16 protein-coding genes and 2 tRNA genes are annotated in these 17,231 nt (G+C 59.7%); 8 read left to right on the top strand and 10 right to left on the bottom strand.

All coding sequences use genetic code 11. The features are described 5' to 3' along the window. Nucleotides 1-64: 64 nt before the first annotated feature. Together ACQKEN_RS08265 and ACQKEN_RS08270 are read right to left on the bottom strand one after the other, a co-directional pair. A complete protein-coding gene (locus ACQKEN_RS08265) occupies nt 65-466 on the bottom strand; it encodes a hypothetical protein (protein WP_427685008.1) in 402 nt (133 codons plus the stop codon). Further along, nucleotides 463-4,941, bottom strand: a complete 4,479-nt coding sequence (locus tag ACQKEN_RS08270) for an RHS repeat-associated core domain-containing protein (protein WP_427685009.1) — start codon at nt 4,939-4,941, stop codon at nt 463-465. Before ACQKEN_RS08270 ends, ACQKEN_RS08265 begins: the two co-directional genes overlap by 4 nt. A gap of 658 nt (nt 4,942-5,599) precedes the next feature. Here ACQKEN_RS08270 and ACQKEN_RS08275 point away from each other — a divergent pair. Together ACQKEN_RS08275 and dacB are read left to right on the top strand one after the other, a co-directional pair. Further along, nucleotides 5,600-5,944, top strand: a complete 345-nt coding sequence (locus ACQKEN_RS08275) for a YggL family protein (protein ID WP_065988787.1) — start codon at nt 5,600-5,602, stop codon at nt 5,942-5,944. Nucleotides 5,945-6,334: 390 nt separating this feature from the next. Then, nucleotides 6,335-7,801, top strand: coding sequence for a D-alanyl-D-alanine carboxypeptidase/D-alanyl-D-alanine endopeptidase (gene dacB / locus ACQKEN_RS08280; RefSeq protein WP_427685011.1), 1,467 nt, complete (start codon nt 6,335-6,337; stop codon nt 7,799-7,801). 66 nt (nt 7,802-7,867) lie between these two features. Here dacB and ACQKEN_RS08285 read toward each other — a convergent pair whose 3' ends face one another. Then, nucleotides 7,868-8,047, bottom strand: a complete 180-nt coding sequence (locus tag ACQKEN_RS08285) for a hypothetical protein (protein WP_427685013.1) — start codon at nt 8,045-8,047, stop codon at nt 7,868-7,870. Between ACQKEN_RS08285 and ACQKEN_RS08290 the strand changes: the two genes are divergently transcribed. Then, a complete protein-coding gene (locus ACQKEN_RS08290) occupies nt 8,031-8,663 on the top strand; it encodes a DUF5666 domain-containing protein (RefSeq protein ID WP_427685015.1) in 633 nt (210 codons plus the stop codon). The genes ACQKEN_RS08285 and ACQKEN_RS08290 overlap by 17 nt on opposite strands. 114 nt (nt 8,664-8,777) lie before the next feature. Here the strand turns inward: ACQKEN_RS08290 and ACQKEN_RS08295 are convergent, their stop codons facing one another. The 3 genes from ACQKEN_RS08295 to ACQKEN_RS08305 all read right to left on the bottom strand — a co-directional run bounded on the left by ACQKEN_RS08295 (nt 8,778) and on the right by ACQKEN_RS08305 (nt 10,118). Then, nucleotides 8,778-9,074, bottom strand: a complete 297-nt coding sequence (locus tag ACQKEN_RS08295; RefSeq protein ID WP_282371397.1) for a 2-oxoacid ferredoxin oxidoreductase — start codon at nt 9,072-9,074, stop codon at nt 8,778-8,780. A 141-nt stretch (nt 9,075-9,215) separates the two neighbouring features. Next, nucleotides 9,216-9,773: a DUF4174 domain-containing protein gene (locus ACQKEN_RS08300; protein ID WP_427685017.1), complete on the bottom strand. Its 558-nt coding sequence runs from the start codon at nt 9,771-9,773 to the stop codon at nt 9,216-9,218. Nucleotides 9,774-10,041: 268 nt separating this feature from the next. Further along, nucleotides 10,042-10,118: transfer RNA gene (locus tag ACQKEN_RS08305), tRNA-Val, on the bottom strand. Nucleotides 10,119-10,417: 299 nt separating this feature from the next. On the opposite strand from ACQKEN_RS08305, the gene ACQKEN_RS08310 reads away from it, so the two are divergent. Together ACQKEN_RS08310 and ACQKEN_RS08315 are read left to right on the top strand one after the other, a co-directional pair. Beyond that, nucleotides 10,418-10,741, top strand: a complete 324-nt coding sequence (locus ACQKEN_RS08310; RefSeq protein ID WP_427685018.1) for a hypothetical protein — start codon at nt 10,418-10,420, stop codon at nt 10,739-10,741. 150 nt (nt 10,742-10,891) lie between these two features. Continuing rightward, on the top strand, nt 10,892-11,113 hold the full coding sequence (locus ACQKEN_RS08315) for a hypothetical protein (RefSeq protein WP_237253429.1): 222 nt from the start codon (nt 10,892-10,894) through the stop codon (nt 11,111-11,113). Nucleotides 11,114-11,212: 99 nt separating this feature from the next. On the opposite strand, the gene ACQKEN_RS08320 is transcribed toward ACQKEN_RS08315, so the two are convergent. Next, a tRNA-Val gene (locus ACQKEN_RS08320) sits at nt 11,213-11,289 on the bottom strand. A gap of 248 nt (nt 11,290-11,537) precedes the next feature. Between ACQKEN_RS08320 and ACQKEN_RS08325 the strand changes: the two genes are divergently transcribed. After that, nucleotides 11,538-12,821: an NAD(P)/FAD-dependent oxidoreductase gene (locus ACQKEN_RS08325; protein ID WP_427685019.1), complete on the top strand. Its 1,284-nt coding sequence runs from the start codon at nt 11,538-11,540 to the stop codon at nt 12,819-12,821. A 171-nt stretch (nt 12,822-12,992) separates the two neighbouring features. Here ACQKEN_RS08325 and ACQKEN_RS08330 read toward each other — a convergent pair whose 3' ends face one another. Next, a complete protein-coding gene (locus tag ACQKEN_RS08330) occupies nt 12,993-13,694 on the bottom strand; it encodes a peptidase C39 family protein (RefSeq protein WP_427685020.1) in 702 nt (233 codons plus the stop codon). 226 nt (nt 13,695-13,920) lie between these two features. Between ACQKEN_RS08330 and ACQKEN_RS08335 the strand changes: the two genes are divergently transcribed. After that, nucleotides 13,921-14,097: a hypothetical protein gene (locus ACQKEN_RS08335; RefSeq protein ID WP_427685022.1), complete on the top strand. Its 177-nt coding sequence runs from the start codon at nt 13,921-13,923 to the stop codon at nt 14,095-14,097. 129 nt (nt 14,098-14,226) lie between these two features. Here the strand turns inward: ACQKEN_RS08335 and ACQKEN_RS08340 are convergent, their stop codons facing one another. Continuing rightward, complete coding sequence (locus ACQKEN_RS08340; RefSeq protein WP_427685024.1) at nt 14,227-14,994, bottom strand: TerC family protein; 768 nt, start codon at nt 14,992-14,994, stop codon at nt 14,227-14,229. Nucleotides 14,995-15,112: 118 nt separating this feature from the next. Here ACQKEN_RS08340 and nhaR point away from each other — a divergent pair, with 118 nt between their 5' ends. Further along, the gene (gene nhaR, locus ACQKEN_RS08345; RefSeq protein WP_122538157.1) at nt 15,113-16,009 is read left to right on the top strand and encodes a transcriptional activator NhaR; all 897 of its coding nucleotides are present in this window, start codon (nt 15,113-15,115) and stop codon (nt 16,007-16,009) included. On the opposite strand, the gene ACQKEN_RS08350 is transcribed toward nhaR, so the two are convergent. Beyond that, nucleotides 16,006-17,163, bottom strand: a complete 1,158-nt coding sequence (locus ACQKEN_RS08350) for an MFS transporter (protein ID WP_427685026.1) — start codon at nt 17,161-17,163, stop codon at nt 16,006-16,008. The two genes, nhaR and ACQKEN_RS08350, sit on opposite strands and share 4 nt — an antisense overlap. Between the last annotated feature and the right edge of the window lie 68 nt (nt 17,164-17,231).

Genomic DNA, 17,231 nt, shown 5'->3' on the forward strand with positions numbered 1-17,231 from the left:
GCAAATAAATCAGCCGCCTTTGGTCGTGGCCCCAATGGCCAATACGCTCACATTCTTTAGCCTGCTATCTTTTTCTCGCTGCGTAGTTTTTTCTCGCAAGACGAGCAACGCCTTCATTGTCGTCATGAATAAGCCGCTCAAGGATCGCATCGGGAGTTTTTTTATTCGACGCTATCCCAAGTCGCACTGAGGAATTGATATCTTGCGAAAGGTTTTCAAATAGAGCTGTCGATAGCTTCCTTTTTCTGGCAATGAACGGCCTGCTATCCGCGTCGACCACGCACAGTTCCTCCAGAATCTCCAATGGGACTGTCTTATTGTGAACAACCCACCTTAGATAGTCAGGATATTTCTTAATTACTTCTCGCCAGACAGAACTTGGAGCTTCTTCCATGGCAGCTCTATCGTACTCAGCTTTTATCTCGCTACTTCGTAGCGCAACAAACTCTTCAGCAGACGTGATCATTTATTGTCTCTGCATTTTAAAGATTTGAAGTTGATGTGTTTTCCGGTTTCGCTTTTGTGTTTATCCATGTGATCCCCATAGACATCTGCGTCGGCAATCCATGCGCCGTGCTCATCGTAGACTTTCCAGGCGCTCTGCCCATGGCCGGTTTTATCCATCGACCACCAGCGGTCGGTATCTGGATCTTTATAATATCTCGCGTATCCCACGCCAGCGACATTACCCTCGCAAACCCGGTCGTACCGATTGACCTCCCATTTTTTTCTGCATGCACGTTTACAGTTTTGATTCGGCTTATCAGATCTAGGCTTCCGCCCTGGTCCGACGGGCGAACTTGCCAGCCCTAACGGGTCGACCCAGCTGATTGAGTTCGGCCCATATTGGTAGAGGTTCAACCCACCTAAATAGCCAATCGGATCCTTGCTGATGAACCGCCCAATTCCCGGATCATAGTACCGATGCCGGTTGTAGTGCAGGCCGGTTTCGTGGTCGTGGTATTGGCCCTGGAAACGGATGGGGTTGGTCAGGCCGACTTGCTGGGCGAACTCTGAGCGCTGTTCTTGCGCCTCGCCCCACGCTTTGTATTGGGCGGTCCAGGCGGTGTTGCCGTTTTGGTCGGTGATTTCCTGTGGCGTGCCGAGGTGGTCGCATTGGTACCAGGCGAGGACGTCGATGGGCAGCGCGACTGGCTTGTAGCTCCACAGCGGATCTTCTTTGAAGTTGTAGCGACCCTGATAAGTCGGTTGGCTCACCAAGCGGATCGTTTCGTGGCGGATGGCCTGGGCCACCGGGACGAAGGTGCCGGGTTCGTGGATGTAGTGGACGGTGCGGCCGAGTGCGCCGGCGTACGGCGGAGGGCTGCTTTCCCAGGCGAGGTTGTCTCCGTCCCAGCCGTAGAGGGTGAAGCCGCAGCCGAGTTCGCGTTCTTTGCGGGCGTGTTCATTTTCGTTCCAGCCGGTGCCTGCTTCCGGGCGCGGGCGGTAGTGGGCTTTGGAGAGTTTGTAAAGGCGACGTCCGAGGGGGTCGTAGCCGAAGTCCACAGTCAGACGCGGATCGCGGAAGTGCACCAGACGATCGAAGAGGTCCCAGTGCAGTTCGCTGCGCAGGCCGTTGGTCCAGCGTTCGGTCTGGTTGCCGCGTTCGTCGTATTCGTAGTGGTTGCCGGCGTAGTCGCGCAGCAGGTTGTCCACGAGTTTATGGCGGACCGGTTCGGGGTCGAGTGGGCGGCGTACGGGTGCGGCGCTCTCGTTGAGCAGGTTGCTCGCAGGGTCGAAGGCGAAGGTTTCGGTGCCTAGGCGGCTGATAGCGCTGAGCAGGCGGCTGACCGGGTCATAGCGATACGAAAGCGGGCCGCGACGGCTGTCATTGATGTCGGTGAGTTGCCCAGCAGCGTCGTAGGTGCAGGCCCGTTTGATTAGGGTGGTTTTGTCGTCGTTGCGTCCTAGCAGTTGTTGGTGCAGACGCCCTGCCGGATCCCAGCTTTGGGTTTGCAGCAGTTGGTTGCCCTGATGGCGGGCGATTTCGCGGTGCAGATCATCGCGTTCGTAGCTGAGCAGTTCGTGCTCGTCGAGCTTCAGCCCCAGCAGATGCCCGCTGCCATAAGTCAGCCAGCTCACGCGATGGCCGTCCGGGCGAATGGTAGCGACGCGGCTGTTCAGCGCGTCGTACTCGTGCTGCCACACCGCAACTAACGGCTTCTCCAGATTCGAATAATGTTGATGCTCGCGCAGCAGATTGCCGGCCGGGTCGTGAAACCATTGCAATCGGCTGGCGGGGTTAGTTGCCATGACCAGATGGCCGTTGCCGTCGTAGGCAAAGATTTCGCTCTGGGATTTCTCTCCAAGCGTGGCCCGGCGTTCGGTCAGGCGGCCCATCGGGTCGAATGTCAAAGCAATGGAGCGCTGGCCGTTGATGGTCTCGGCGAGGCGACCGGTTTCGGGATCGTACTGATAGCGGGTCGAGCGCCCGTCGAAGCCGCGCTCTTCCAGCAGTCGCCCGACTGGATCGTAGTGAAAGTGGGCGCGGCGTTCGTTTTCGTTTTCCAGCGCCACGAGGCGCCCCAGTTTGTCCCAGCGGTAACGCAAGGTTTGCTCGGCAGCGTCGACGCGTTCGGCGATAAATCCCGCAGCGGTGTAGCGCCAGGTGGTGCAGCGTTCAAGGCCGTCCGAGTGGGCAAGTAAGCGTCCTTCGGCGTCGCGGCTGAACCGTTCTTCGGTTTTGTCCGGATGCTTGATCAACACCAACTGGCCGGCTTTGTATTCGTACGTCGTGCTATGCCCGGCCGGGTCGGTGAAGCGGATCATCTGGCCGCGTTCGTCGTATTCCCACGCGCTGACCTTCCCCGAGCAGTCGGTGTACTTAACGAGTTGTCCGGCGTCGTTGTAGGCCAACGACTTGGTATTGCCGTTGGCGTCCTTGATCGCTGTAGGACGACCGAACGAGTTGTAGGCGTATTCGGTCATGTTCTCTAAAGGATCGATCGCTTCAACCAGATTGCCGCGAAGGTCGTAGTCCCGCCTCCACAAGCCGCCCTCGCCCTCGCCATCGCTGATCTTGATCAGATGGCTTTTATCGTCGTAGGCGTAATTGATGACACTGTGATCAGCGCGGGTGTGCTCGGTGAGGTTGCTCAGTTTGTCGTAGCGGTAACGGTCGACGCTCCCGTCTGTATGGACGTGGCGAATGATGTTTTTGGCGGCGTCGCGGAAGAACCACTCGGAGCGCCCGTCGGCATGGCAGATGCGATACGTGTAACCGAGGCTGTCGTAGTAATGCCGGGCTTCGTGACCGAGTGCATCGGTGACATAGGTAAGACGAATGTTTTCATCCCAGGCCAGTCGCGTGTCGAAGCTGCCGTCGTCGGCCCACTCGCGCACGGCCTTGGCATCTGAACCCGTGCCTTGCCATTGCAGGTTCAGACCACGATTCGTGCGGTCGGTGTAGCGAGTGATGAGATGGTTTTGATACTGGTAGCGCCAGGCCGAGCCGTTCTCGTCCTGCGCCAGAACAAGATCGCCAGAATCATCGTACTGATACGCGCACAGTTGGCGTTTGACGTCGCCGTCACGGATTTCCCAAACCCCGGTCAGCCACCCCTGATCATCAATCAACGTGCCAAGTCGAAGATGGACCTTGTTGACGTCTTTTTCCGAGTAAGTGACCAACTCGGAGAGCACCGAATCCCCACCGTGCCGATGCTCGTGATGCAGCATGACTCCGGCGCCATTGGGCAAAACCTTATTGATCAATACAAACCGGTCACCCCGCCGAACATAGGTTTCCCTGTGCTCAAGCCCCCGCATCAGCAATAACCGATCTTTGCTGAGGCGAATGACGGTCAGATTTTCAATGGCGTTGAAGTGAAACAGCTTGACCTTGGGGAGAGGGAGTTCATGGCTGCGGCCATCGGCGTCGTGGAAGACCAGACCGTCGCCGACGAGATCGAAGCGCGTGGTAAACGGCGTGATCCAGCGTGCGCCAATAACATGCTCATCGTAGGCATCCAGACTTGAACAGTAAGTCCGCGTCCACTCAATCGGAAAAGGCCCCGGCAGGCTGAAATCGGTGTGACTAACCGACTCCGAGCCCATCGCAAAGCTGATGCTCTTGATCGTCGCCGCACAGGCGCAATTCTTCTGTTCGTTGGGCCGACCCTTTGCAGACTTCTCGAACTGAACAGCCTCAAGCTTGCCTTCACTCGCCTTGCGCTTGGCCTGATTAACCATCCCCGGTTTGATGTTGAACGACTGGCCATGCCCGTTGCGCGACCGCCAGGTGACCACCGCATCACCCAGCGTGAGCAGGAGCGAACCAATGGAATTCTGAACCCCAGGATCCGCCAGACGATTGATCTGATCCCGAAGCTCCGGGCCCAGTGATCGCAACGAAGCCGCATGTCTGAGCACCTGCGCCTTCAGCGCTTCAGGCACGACATATTCGGCAGCACCGTTAACAGCGCCTTTACCCGCAGCAATGCAAACATCCGCAGCGGCCGCGAAAATGTTGCCAATCGCGCCCTGAGGGTCGTAGGCCCAGAGATCACCGGCGGCATGAACCAATTGCTCCGCTTCCAGCAAATCAGCCTTGGCGTTCAGCTCAGGGTTAACCAGCTTTTCAAGACCGGAAGCGATCTCAAGAAGCACACCTTCCCCAAGTTTTCCGGCATCCTCAAGAATGCCGGGGAGCTTGGCCTGCGCCTGTGGCACAAAGTCATCAAGCGTCCCGACGATGTCCGCGTTGAGGTGCCCGATCAGAATCTCGATCAGCACATCACCCAACACCAATTTCCCGCTCCGACGCATCTCCTGGCGCACCAGAAACAGCATTGGCCGCAGGCTCATCCGTGCCGCCGCCATGCGAGGCGGGCGTGGCATCACTCCGATCAGATTGATGCCCAGACTCACCCAATCCAGCGGATCGCGCTTCTCGCTGCTCCACAACCTGGCGATGTCATTCAAGGCATCGACCAGCGCCATGATGTTGCCTACCACCGGCAGTCCGCCTGCCTGGGCCTTGATTCGATCAAGCGAAACAACCCCGCCGCTGATCTCCTGTAACCAGGCATCGACGTTTGCCGCACCGACGCCAATGTCCTCAAGCTGGATCAGATCAAGCGGAACGATCGCCACCTGAGGCTCGTTTTTTGCGTCGCTGCCGGGCGTAACTGCGGGGTTTGCCAAGAATGCTCTCCGTGCTCAAAAACCATCCGAGAAGGCGTGAATGCCAATCCGGGGGCCACGGAGATATCAAGGGCTATGCCAGCTATAAATTAGCTCAACAAAATCAAGAATTTAAGAGAAATAACGTTAGGTTTAAGCGAACGCTAAACCCGAAAACAAAGAAGAAGTGCGCAAGAAGTTGCGCACCCCTGCGCAACTTCTTGCGCACTCGTCTGCACACCACGAACGACGTGGCCTCCAACCCATCAATCACCCCATTTTCAACAGATGGGTGCGCAACTTTTTGCGCATCATGGCTATGAGTCATCCCCCAGCCTCTCTGCGCCAGCCCGCCAGACACACCCCCCAACTCAGAGCACAGTCAAACAGGCAAAACGCCTGATCAGCATCAAGCAGGCGCCATCTGGACGAAGCTGATAGACTGCGCCCCGAAATTACTTAAGAGGAACGCTTCATGGCCACTAACCGCTCCCGTCGTCTGCGCAAAAAACTCTGTGTCGACGAGTTCCAGGAATTGGGCTTCGAGCTGAAGCTGGGCTTCAAAGAGGACCTGGATGACGAGGCCATCGACGCTTTCCTCGACGCTTTCCTGACAGAGGCCATGGACGCTAACGGTCTGGACTACGTCGGCGGCGACGACTTCGGCCTGGTCTGCCTGGCGAACCGTGGTTCGGTCAGCGAAGAACAGCGCGCTGCCGTTGAAGCATGGCTCAAAGGCCGCAGCGAGCTGACTGAAGTTGAAGTCAGCCCTCTGCAGGACGCCTGGTACCCGGAAAAGCCGATCAACGCGGCTGTCTGATGAGCTGGCGGGCCTTCCTGCCGAGCTGATACACGCAAAAAAGCCATCCCTCGGGATGGCTTTTTTGTGCCCGGCGTTCGGGGATTTGATGTGCTCAAGAGACAAAAACCGCAGCCGAATGTCATGAACACTGCCGGGAAGTCGCGGCATGCAGCCGGCGTGAAGCGGAAAAACCACGGTTTAACGTGACTTTGAATGGAGAAGCGCAAAAAATAGCGCCGTTTGACGGCTGTACCCCGGCGCAAGTCACGAAAGCTTGGGGCATAATGCCGCTTTGCCGAAACGTCAGTGTCACGCCCTCCCATCGGGCATTTTCTGACGGTTCGTTCACCGTGCGAGGGAATTCACCCCCTCTTCATCTCCGTTGTTTGCTGCAGTAGGGTTTACTGAATGATCAAGTCTTTGCGTCCGCTGTTTATCGCCACCCTGCTTTTGCCCCTCTCGTTCTCCATCGCCGCCGCCCCTATCAATACCGCCCTGCCCCCCAAGGTTCAGGAAGCACTCAAAGCCAGCAAGCTGCAGAACGATGCGCTGTCGCTGGTGATGTTGCCGGTCAGCGGGCCCGGCACCCCGACTGTTTTCAACGCCGACGTGTCGGTCAATCCGGCCTCGACCATGAAGCTGGTGACCACCTACGCCGCCCTGGAAATGCTCGGCCCGACCCATCAGTGGAAAACCGAGTTCTACACCGACGGCACCCTCAGCAATGGCGTTCTGCGCGGCAACCTGTACCTCAAGGGTGGCGGCGATCCCAAGCTGAACATGGAACGCCTGTGGCTGCTGATGCGCGATCTGCGGGCCAACGGCGTGCAGCAGGTGACCGGTGATCTGGTGCTCGATCGCAGCCATTTCGTGCAACCGCAATTGCCCGTGTTCGATGACGATGGCAACGACAAGAACAAGCCGTTCCTGGTGCGTCCCGACTCCTTGATGGTCAACCTCAAGGCCCTGCGTTTCGTTACCCGCAACGACGGCGGCAGGATTCTGGTCTCGGTGGAGCCGCCCATTGCCGCGATCCACATCAACAATCAGGTCAAGGCGCTGTCCTCCAGCAAATGCACCGGCGACGTGCTCTACAACCCCGTGCCGGAAGCCGATGGCGGCATCACCGTGACGGTGTCCGGCCAGTTGGGTGACGGCTGCAATTCGCAGACGTATCTGTCGCTGCTCGACCACCCGACCTACACCGCCGGCGCCGTGCGCGCCATCTGGCAGGAACTGGGCGGGACGATTCTCGGCAAGGACCGCCTGGACGTGACGCCGGGCAGCGCCAAGCTGCTGGCCAAGGCCTTCTCCCCGGACCTCGCGGAGATCATCCGCGACATCAATAAATTCAGTAACAACACCATGGCCCAGCAGCTGTTCCTCAGTCTGGGCGCTGAGTTCCGTAACGAGGCCGACGGCGACGACGCCAAGGCCGCACAGCGTGTCGTGCGCCAATGGCTGGCGAAGAAAGGCATCATCGCGACGCACTTGGTGATGGAAAACGGTTCAGGCCTGTCACGCGCCGAACGGGTCAGCGCACGGGAGATGGCGCAGATGCTCCAGGCCGCGTGGAACAGCCCGTTTCAAGCCGAATTCATGAGTTCTCTGCCGTTGGCAGGCATGGACGGCACCATGCGCAAACGTCTGAAACGTACGGCCCTGCGCGGTGAAGCCCACATCAAGACCGGCACATTGAACACGGTTCGGGCGATCTCCGGATTCAGCCGCGACAGCAACGGCAATACTTGGGTAGTGGTCGCGATCCTCAACGACCCGCGTCCGTGGGGTGCTTCTTCGGTGCTGGATGAAGTGTTGGTCAGCCTGTACAACCAGCCGAAGCTGGCGAGCACGTCCATTTCGCTTCAGCAGTAATCTCCCGGGCCGGACTGTGCGCAGTCGTTCGCCGACGTGCGCACAGCCCGGTTGCCACCCCCCTGCCTACCCGTTGTGCGCCAACCCCGGCAAACCGGGAATCTGCTTGCGCAAGCCGATCAGATACGCCAGCAGCAGTAAACCGCGCTTGCTGACGGCATTGTCATGCACTTGATCGGACACTATCGCTATGCTCAGCGCCAAGCCCATCACAGGATTCACGCTGCCAATGAAGACGTCCAGCACCCAAACCCTCCGTCACTCCCTTCTCCTATCCGGGTTGCTCAGCGCACTGCTATCGGCAGCGCTGCCAGCCCACGCCGAAGACAGCAAACCCACGCGCGTGCGCGGCGCCATCACGGCGATCGAAGGCGATGCGCTGAAAATTCACAGCAATCGCGGAGAGGACCTGCAGGTCGTGCTGACCCCTGACACGCAGATTCGCGGCGTTACCTTGGCGCAGGTATCGGAGATCAAACCGGGCAGCTACATCGGCTCCGCCGCGGTGCCGCTGCCGGACGGTTCGCTGAAGGCGCTGGAGGTGCATGTCTTCCCGCCGTCGATGGCCGGCACGGGAGATGGCCATCGGGCCTTTGATCTGACGCCGGACAGCACGATGACCAACGGATCGGTCGGTGATCTGGTCGCCAGTAATGGCCGCACCATCACCGTGAACTACAAGGGCGGACAGAAGAAGATCGTCATCCCTGATGATGTGCCGATCGTCAACCTGGTGCCAGGTGATCGCAGCCTGCTCAAGCCCGGGGTGAAGGTGGTGCTGCAAGCGCAGAAAGGCTCGGACAACACGTTGACCGCGCTGTCGATTTCTGCCGGGGAAAATGGCGTGGTCCCGCCAATGTGATGCGTCCAATGTAAAGCGGCCGATGCGAACGGCTGCAGCGTTCAAACCCTGCGTGGGGCCGGCAGATGAAACCTCACCGCTCGGCACGCGCAGGTCATTGAATGCACAGTGAACTCAGAGACAGGTCGCGAGCACCGCACCACGCTGCTCGATCACCTTGGCGCCCGGTTTGGCGTAGAAATTGACCTTGGTCATGCCCGCCTTGCCCGCCACATCAGCGAAATACTCGCCTTCGGTGGTGTAGACCGTGAACGCGCCAGGCTCGCCTTTGGCCATGAACACGTCGGCCACGTCACCAAACAGCTGGACGTTGGCCCACGTGACCTTGATGCACTCGGCAACGGCGACCGCGGGTTTCTGGCTGGTGTAAACCTGCGCCGGGCCTGCCGAACGCGTTTGGTTCAGGCTCATGCAGCCCGTTAACATGATCAGTCCCACAGCGCCCGCCCAATGTTTCATACCAGTCCCATTCATCAAAAGTCCTTTTCGTTAAAAAAGGAGCGATGGTACCAGCAACCTCAAGCGAGCCCTATGGTAAAGCCGTCCGACCGTTCAATCATCCAGCCCGGCGGGCGGTGCAGCGGGCGCGGCTTTTCCGGGCTTGGCCGGCTTGCCCGACGGCGTTGCGGTCTTCGGCTCGGCGACCGGCGCAGGTTGAGCGGCGGCGGCCGCTTCTTTCTCGGCCATCGGCATCTGATCGATGGTGCCGAAAATCTCCTTCGGATCGATGGGGCCGTTGTGAGTCATTTTCTTCTCACCGTCCTTGCCCACCAGAATCACCTGAGCCTGCTTGTCTGTCTGAGCGCCAAGCTTGAGTTCGCGCACCAATGCCATGGTGGTCTGGGCGTCGAGGTCCTTGCCACCACGCTGACCGACCATATTGATGATGGTGTAAAGGACCATGTCACGCTTGGCGAAACCCTCCTTGTTGGCGGGTTCGTCCAGGCTTTTCTTCAGGCTCACCAACGTCGGGTCCACCGAACTCGACGCGATAACGATCAGCGGACGAGTCTTGCCGCGCTCCTGGGAAAGTGGGCCATCACCGTCGGCAGCCAGCAAGGGGCTCGACACGGCGAACAAAACGGCAAGGGTCAACGACCGGCTAAACATACACACCTCCTCTGGATTTCCATGCACTGATGATCGCGCATCATGGGAAAAGGTCCAGACGGTAGCCGGAAAAAAACCGGATTTATTTAGCGCTCTGCGACGGTTCGAGGGGTGAAATCGGGTCGAGACGTCCGGCCACAGGGGCTATGGCTGACTAGAGGAAGGCTGGCCTGACGCGGAGATTCAAGGCAATAAAATTTCAGGCAATAAAAAAGGACGAATCTTTCGATTCGCCCTTTTCGTCACCGCCCAGCAGAGCGGATTTGTTTGGTAGGCGCGATTGGACTCGAACCAACGACCCCCACCATGTCAAGGTGGTGCTCTAACCAACTGAGCTACGTGCCTGCTGTGGGTCGGCATTCTACGGATATTCAAATAGCTGTCAACGTCTTTTTCGCCCGGTAAGCCTATGAATATGCAAATTATTTAGCTGCGCAGTTCGGGCCGCCTGATTAGCCTTCGCAGTGGCTATCGATCAGCCCGGCATGCATTGCCATCAGCCGATGCGGCCACCTTTGTTATCACGCCGATGTCATAAGTTGGCCCTCTGCCGAGTCGACAGTGCCGCCTGTCGCCAGGATGGCACTACCCGCGGAGTTCAGGTGCCCAATCCACACAAGGAACCAAGACACGGAGATCACCTGATGAACAGATCCTTTGCTGTACTTGCACTGGGCTGTGCGCTGACATGCACCTCCCTTGCAGCGCTGGCTGGCGCGACATCGCCCGATATGGGCCCGCCACCGTCGCAAACCGGTATCGACCCACGCGTACAGGGCAGCGACCCGGCCCGCCAGGGCTCTGATGTGGACACGCAAACCAAGAAAGGCATCAGCATCGGCGGCGGGACGTCGATGAGCAACGGCACCGGCAATAATAACGATGCGGACCTGCCGGGTGGCGACACCACAAACGGCGGCGGCAGCAAAGGCTCGGGTTCGTCGAGTGCTGGCGGCGCGGGCGGTTGATTCCCGACCACGCACGGGAAACTGCAAAGGGCGCTTGAACAGCGCCCTTTTCGTGCCCGTCTCCCGCGCTTTGGTATAGTGCGTCGCCGCCGCGTCCGAGTCAGGGTCGCAGGACCGGCGTCATCAACAGTGGAGAGCGGCACCGTGGGCATGAAAAAATCAGCGCTGGAACTCAAGCGTGACCTGAGCACCATTGCAGCCAATCTGGAAAGCACTGCTGGCGAAATCAGCCGGTTGGCCGAACGGGTCAACGATGTCGATGTGGTCGCGGTGCTGCACTTGATGAATCAGCAGTACAAGGACGCTGACCGCCTGCGCGCTTATGTGGACGAGATCAGAGCGGGCCGTATTACCCGCGCCAAGCCGGAATGATCGGCAAGGGGAAACCCAAGAGATCAGGTTCGGGCAAAAAAAAAGGGTGACCCTGTCGGGCCACCCTTTTTCGTTACCGCCCAGCAGAGCGGATTTGTTTGGTAGGCGCGATTGGACTCGAACCAACGACCCCCACCATGTCAAGGTGGTGCTCTAACCAACTGAGCTACGTGCCTGCTGTGGGGCGGCATTCTACCGGGATTCGAATCGCTGTCAACTTCGTATCTTCGCTAAGCCTATGAATGTCCGAGCTATTTGCACCTGCGCTCACACATCGCGCCAAGTGATTGTGCCTGTGCCTCGGCAGCCAGTGCCTTGCCAGCGCCTCGTCGAGTCCCGCAAACCTACCGCGGCGGCTGGCCGGCCAATTTCATCTCAGGTAGGATCCGCCCATTCGTAAAAAATATAAAACAGGGGTTACAGGATGACGAACACGCCATACCCACAGTCCTACTATGCCGCTTCCGCCAATCCCGTTCCGGTTCGGCCTCGGCTGCAAGGGGACGTCGAGACCGACGTGGTCATCATTGGCGCCGGTTACACCGGGCTCTCCAGCGCCCTGTTTTTGCTGGAACACGGCTTCAAGGTCACCGTGCTGGAAGCCGCAAAGGTGGGTTTCGGCGCCTCGGGCCGTAACGGCGGGCAGATCGTCAACAGTTACAGCCGCGACATCGACACCATCGAAAAGAGCGTCGGGCCCAAGGAAGCGCAACTGCTCGGGCATATGGCCTTCGAAGGCGCGCAGATCATCCGCGACCGCGTCGCCCGATACCAGATCCAGTGCGACCTGAAAGACGGCGGTGTTTTCGCCGCGATCACGCCCAAGCAGATGGGCCATCTAGAATCGCAGAAACGTCTTTGGGAACGCTACGGCCACACGCAGCTGGAGCTGATGGACCAGCGCCGCATCCGTGAAGTGGTGGCGTGCGACCAATACATCGGCGGCATGCTCGACATGAGCGGCGGTCATATCCACCCGCTGAACCTGGCGCTGGGCGAAGCGGCGGCGGTCGAGTCCCTGGGTGGGGTCATTTACGAACAGTCGGCAGCGACCCGCATTGATCGCGGCGCCAGCCCGGTCGTGCACACCGCCGAGGGCAAGGTTCGGGCGAAGTTCGTCATCGTTGCGGGGAATGCCTATCTGGGCAATCTGGTTCCGGAACTGGCGGCCAAATCGATGCCCTGCGGCACACAGGTCATCACCACCGAGCCGCTGAGCGAGGAACTGGCGAGCACGTTGCTGCCCCAGGATTACTGCGTCGAGGACTGTAACTATCTGTTGGATTACTACCGGCTTTCCGGCGACAAACGCCTGATCTTCGGCGGCGGCGTGGTGTACGGTGCGCGCGACCCGGCGAACATCGAAGCCATCATCCGGCCGAAGATGCTCAAGGCGTTTCCGCAACTGAAGGACGTGAAGATCGATTACGCCTGGACCGGCAACTTCCTGCTGACCTTGTCGCGGTTGCCCCAAGTCGGCCGACTGGGCGACAACATCTATTACTCCCAGGGATGCAGCGGCCACGGCGTGACCTACACCCATCTGGCCGGCAAAGTGCTGGCCGAAGCCTTGCGCGGACAGGCAGAACGATTCGACGCCTTCGCCGGCCTGCCGCACTACCCGTTCCCGGGCGGGCAATTGTTGCGCACGCCACTGACGGCATTGGGTGCCTGGTATTACAGCCTGCGGGACAAGTTGGGGTTCTGACGGACCACGCCGGTAAGTCTCCCGGGCTCGGATGTCCGTCCCATTGTAGGAGCGCGCTTGCCCGCGAATGCCATCGATCTGGCGCTAAAGGGGCGACTGACCCACCGCGTTCGCCAGCAAGCCGGCTCCTACAGATCTCTGTATCCGACCAGAATTCATCGCTGATTAACGTCAGCGACTGACCTTGGCGTTCAGCGCCTTGACCGCCTCGCCCGCCGCCTGTTCCTGCCCGGCCTGGGCCAGATCATTGGCGGCTTTCAGCCAGCGCTCACGGTCCACCGGCACCGGCACCTGGCGCGGGCTCTGGATCAGCACGGCCCAGTTCCCCGCGTCGTTCCATTCCGAAGTAAACGAATCGAAGCTCGCCGTCACTCGCCCTGGCCCGGTGTAGATCAGCACCGTGCGCTTGTTCTGATCAAACCCGACCAGCACGCCGTAGCGCTGCTCTTTCCAGAACATGGAGCCGTCAGAAAACCGCACCATGACCGGGTACCCCGCAGACACTTGGGCCAGCAGGTCCGGGAGACCATGATCGACGGGATACACAACGAAGCCGTATTCGCGGGCCAGTTCCAGCATGCTGCGGTCAAGCTTGTCTTCAGCGCCCGGCAGTTTCAGCGGTTTTTCCAGCAGCCCCGGTGTGGTCTGTACCCCGTGCACCGTCAGCATGCTGGCCAGCGCGAACGGTGCGCTCTGGTAATCCTTGCCACGGAACGACGGCACTGCGTTGATTTCGACCCGGTCGGGCAGCGTCTTGTACATCGGCGGGTAGCCGGGCTTCCAGTTATGGGCATTCGAGCAGCCTGCCAAAACCAGCACGGCGGCGAGCGCCAGCCATTTGCGTCGACCTGCAACGCTATCCAATCGCGTCAATGCCCGCACGTTCTTCACTCACTTGACTGATGGCGACGGATCCCGAGATCCGGCCGGAACGCGGATGATAGAGCCGCCACCGGTTGCGGTATAGCCCGAAACGCTGTCAACGCGCGTGGATAGAACGAATCGGTCATGCAATTCCTACCATCGGTCAATTTTTGGCAACAACATGCAGACTAGACTGTCGGTTACTAAGAGACGAAGAGAAGAGCCGGAGGAAGCCATGAGCCTCGGAATGACCATTGTGATGTTGATCGCTGCCTGGCTGGCCGTTGCGGCCGCCATGTTGTGGGGGGTGATGCGGGTATCCCGTCGCCATCATCCGCATTATCGGGAAACCGAAGCCGCGAAATCCTTAGAGCGTGTACAGCGCAAAATCCATCATGTCACTGCGCACTGATGCCGTTGTGAATTGTTGATGTAAAGGACAAATGAAAACGGTCGGTAATGGCATTCCATTCCCGACCGTTTTTTATTGCCCTGCTTTCTGATACTCCGCCCTTATAGCCAGGCGGAGCTCACCTCAGCGTCAGACCTTCTGGCCCTGCTGCGCTTCAGCGTCCAGACGGCGCTGGCGGGACCGGCGAACCAGCATGTTCAGCACTTCAATCAGGGCCGAGAACGCCATGGCGGTGTACACGTAGCCTTTTGGAACGTGGGCGCCGAAGCCTTCGGCGATCAGCGTCATGCCGATCATGATCAGGAAGCCCAGGGCCAGCATGACCACGGTCGGGTTATCGTTGATGAACTTGGCGAGGGGCTCCGACGCCACCAGCATCACGACCACGGCGGCCACCACGGCGATGACCATGATCGGCAAGTGCTCGGTCATGCCGACGGCGGTGACGATGCTGTCGATGGAGAACACCAGGTCGAGCATCAGGATCTGACCGATAGCGGCCGCCATGCCCAGCGTAACGGTGCTGGAAGCGGCTTTCTCGGCTTCGCTCTTGATGTCGACACTGTGGTGGATCTCGGTGGTGGCCTTCCAGACCAGGAACAGGCCACCGGCGATCAGGATCATGTCCTTCCAGGAGAACGTCTGGCCGAACACTTCGACCACCGGCGCAGTCAGCTGGACAATCCACGCCACGGTGGTCAGCAGGCCCAGACGCAGGATCAGCGCCATGCTGATACCGATCCGGCGCGCCTTGGTGCGCTGATGAACCGGCAGCTTGTTGGTAAGAATCGAGATGAAGATAAGGTTGTCGATGCCGAGCACGATTTCCATGACGACCAGCGTCGCCAGAGCGATCCACGCCGTTGGGCTTGCAGCCAGTTCCAGAAGGTATTCCATATAAGCGAGTGTCCAGGATCAGTTCAGGGGATAGGGCGGCATTCTAGGGACGGAAACACTTCAGCAAAATTCGTATTTTTCAGGCGTATACTTCGGTTTTCCCGAAGTGACGGCGCCCATGCTCAATTACCGACAGCTGCATTATTTCTGGGTCGTGGCCAAGACCGGCAGTATCGTCCGCGCCTGCGAGCAATTGAACCTCACGCCCCAGACCATCAGCGGGCAAATCAGCCTGCTGGAGCAGACCTACGGCGTCGAGCTGTTCAAGCGTGTGGGCCGCCAACTGGAGCTGACCGAAACCGGTCGCGTCGCCCTGCCCTACGCCGAACAGATGTTCCAGCTCGGTGGCGAGCTCGAAGCGGTGTTGCGCGCGCAGCCCGACGAACAGCAAATCCTCTTTCGCGTCGGCGTCGCCGATGTCGTGCCCAAATCCATTGTCTATCGGCTTATCGCGCCAAGCATGGCGCTCAACGAACTGGTGCGCATCAGTTGCCGGGAAGACCAGCTCGAACGCCTGCTGGCGGACCTCGCCATTCAGCGCCTGGACCTGGTGATATCCGACAGCCCGATGCCCTCTCATCTGGACATTAAAGGCTACAGCCAGAAGCTGGGCGAATGCGGCGTGAGTTTTTTTGCCACCCGCGCCCTCGCGGCCCTCTACGGCGAGAACTTCCCCCACGGCATGCAAGGCGCGCCGCTGCTGGTTCCCGGCCAGCAGACGGTGGTACGCAGCCGTTTGATGCGCTGGTTCGCCGAGCAGAACATCCAGCCGAAAATCGTCGGGGAATTCGACGACAGCGCGTTGATGAAGGCCTTTGGCAAATCCGGCAGCGGGATTTTCATTGCGCCGAGCGTGATCGCCGATGAAGTGATCGAGCAATACGACGTTGAGCTGATCGGCCATACCGACGCCGTGACCGAGTCGTTCTATGCGATCTCGGTCGAGCGCAAGGTCAAGCACCCCGGCATCGTTGCGATTACCGAAGGCGCACGCCGCCAGTTGTTCCCGGACTAGACGTCGCAGGCTGCCGGGCGTGGGCGGACGGTCATCAGCAGCAGGGCCAGCAGGATCGACAACAGAATGATGCCGGCCGCCGCGAAGCCCAGACTGCCAAGGCCCAGATGATCGATCACCCGACCACCGATGATTGCGCCTATGCCGATGCCCAGATTGGCCCCGGCGATGTTCAATGAGGCGGCAAAGGCCGGAGCCTGTGGCGCGGCTTTCATCAGCCGGACGTGGCTGACCAGGAACAGCGCCGCCTGGGTCGCGCCCCACACGGCCAGCGCCAGTGCCAACGCAGGCAGGGAGTGCATGCTCGGCACCACCATGACCATGCCGCCGATCATGAACGTACAAAAGGTCAGGCTGGCAATCAGCGGGTGGCGATCCACCAGCCGCCCGCCCAGCGAATTGCCCAGCAAACCCACCGCGCCGAAGCCCATCAGGCACCAGCCGACCACCGTGCCGTTGAACCCGGCAAGGCGCTCCAGCATATCCGCCAGGTAGGTGTACGCGGTGAACATGCCGCTGAAGACCAGCACCGACAGCAGTACGTGACCCTGCATCAACGGGCTGCGCAGAATGCGGAACTGGCTGCGGAACGAGGCCTGATCCTTGTGCACGCTGCGGGGCAGGTAAATGAACAGCAGCAACGCTTTGGCGAACGCCATCACCGCGAGGATGGCGAAGGCGCTGCGCCAGCCGATGGCGTCCGAGATCAAGGTGCCGACGGGGATGCCGAACACGGTGGCGCAGACAATACCGAAGCCGATCTTGGCAATCGCGCGGCCGGCATGGTGCGGTCCGACGATGTCCACGGCGGTTTCGCTGGCCAGGGCCCAGAACACCGGCAACCCGAGGGCCGGGATCAGCCGCGCGGCGGCCATCACCCAGATATTCGGCGCCAGCGCTGCAACGACGTTTGAGACGCCGAACATGATCAGCACCGAAATGAACAGGCGCTTGCGCTCGAAGCGCGAGAAGTACGCGGTCAGGAACGGCCCGAAGCAGGCCACCGTGAAGGCGAACAGCGTGACCAGCAAGCCGGCCTGGGGAATGGTGACGGCCAGGTCACGGGCGATGGCGGGCAGCAGACCGACGATGACAAACTCTGTGGTCAGCACGGTAAAGCCCGCGGCCGACAGCAGGTAAATGGGGAAAAACATGAAATCTCCAGAACGACAAAACGACCAGTCCTCGCGGAGCGGTCGATCGGATGTGGCTTGAATCAGGA

This window comes from Pseudomonas sp. NPDC078416, assembly GCF_050268485.1.
Taxonomy (GTDB): Bacteria; Pseudomonadota; Gammaproteobacteria; order Pseudomonadales; family Pseudomonadaceae; genus Aquipseudomonas.

Coding starts and splice junctions, on each gene's coding strand:
- ACQKEN_RS08265 (WP_427685008.1), bottom strand. CDS start 466: ATGATCACGTCTGCTGAAGAGTTTGTTGCGCTACGAAGTAGCGAGATA.
- ACQKEN_RS08270 (WP_427685009.1), bottom strand. CDS start 4,941: ATGGCGCTGGTCGATGCCTTGAATGACATCGCCAGGTTGTGGAGCAGC.
- ACQKEN_RS08275 (WP_065988787.1), top strand. CDS start 5,600: ATGGCCACTAACCGCTCCCGTCGTCTGCGCAAAAAACTCTGTGTCGAC.
- dacB (WP_427685011.1), top strand. CDS start 6,335: ATGATCAAGTCTTTGCGTCCGCTGTTTATCGCCACCCTGCTTTTGCCC.
- ACQKEN_RS08290 (WP_427685015.1), top strand. CDS start 8,031: ATGAAGACGTCCAGCACCCAAACCCTCCGTCACTCCCTTCTCCTATCC.
- ACQKEN_RS08295 (WP_282371397.1), bottom strand. CDS start 9,074: ATGAGCCTGAACCAAACGCGTTCGGCAGGCCCGGCGCAGGTTTACACC.
- ACQKEN_RS08300 (WP_427685017.1), bottom strand. CDS start 9,773: ATGTTTAGCCGGTCGTTGACCCTTGCCGTTTTGTTCGCCGTGTCGAGC.
- ACQKEN_RS08310 (WP_427685018.1), top strand. CDS start 10,418: ATGAACAGATCCTTTGCTGTACTTGCACTGGGCTGTGCGCTGACATGC.
- ACQKEN_RS08315 (WP_237253429.1), top strand. CDS start 10,892: ATGAAAAAATCAGCGCTGGAACTCAAGCGTGACCTGAGCACCATTGCA.
- ACQKEN_RS08325 (WP_427685019.1), top strand. CDS start 11,538: ATGACGAACACGCCATACCCACAGTCCTACTATGCCGCTTCCGCCAAT.
- ACQKEN_RS08335 (WP_427685022.1), top strand. CDS start 13,921: ATGAGCCTCGGAATGACCATTGTGATGTTGATCGCTGCCTGGCTGGCC.
- ACQKEN_RS08340 (WP_427685024.1), bottom strand. CDS start 14,994: ATGGAATACCTTCTGGAACTGGCTGCAAGCCCAACGGCGTGGATCGCT.
- nhaR (WP_122538157.1), top strand. CDS start 15,113: ATGCTCAATTACCGACAGCTGCATTATTTCTGGGTCGTGGCCAAGACC.
- ACQKEN_RS08350 (WP_427685026.1), bottom strand. CDS start 17,163: ATGTTTTTCCCCATTTACCTGCTGTCGGCCGCGGGCTTTACCGTGCTG.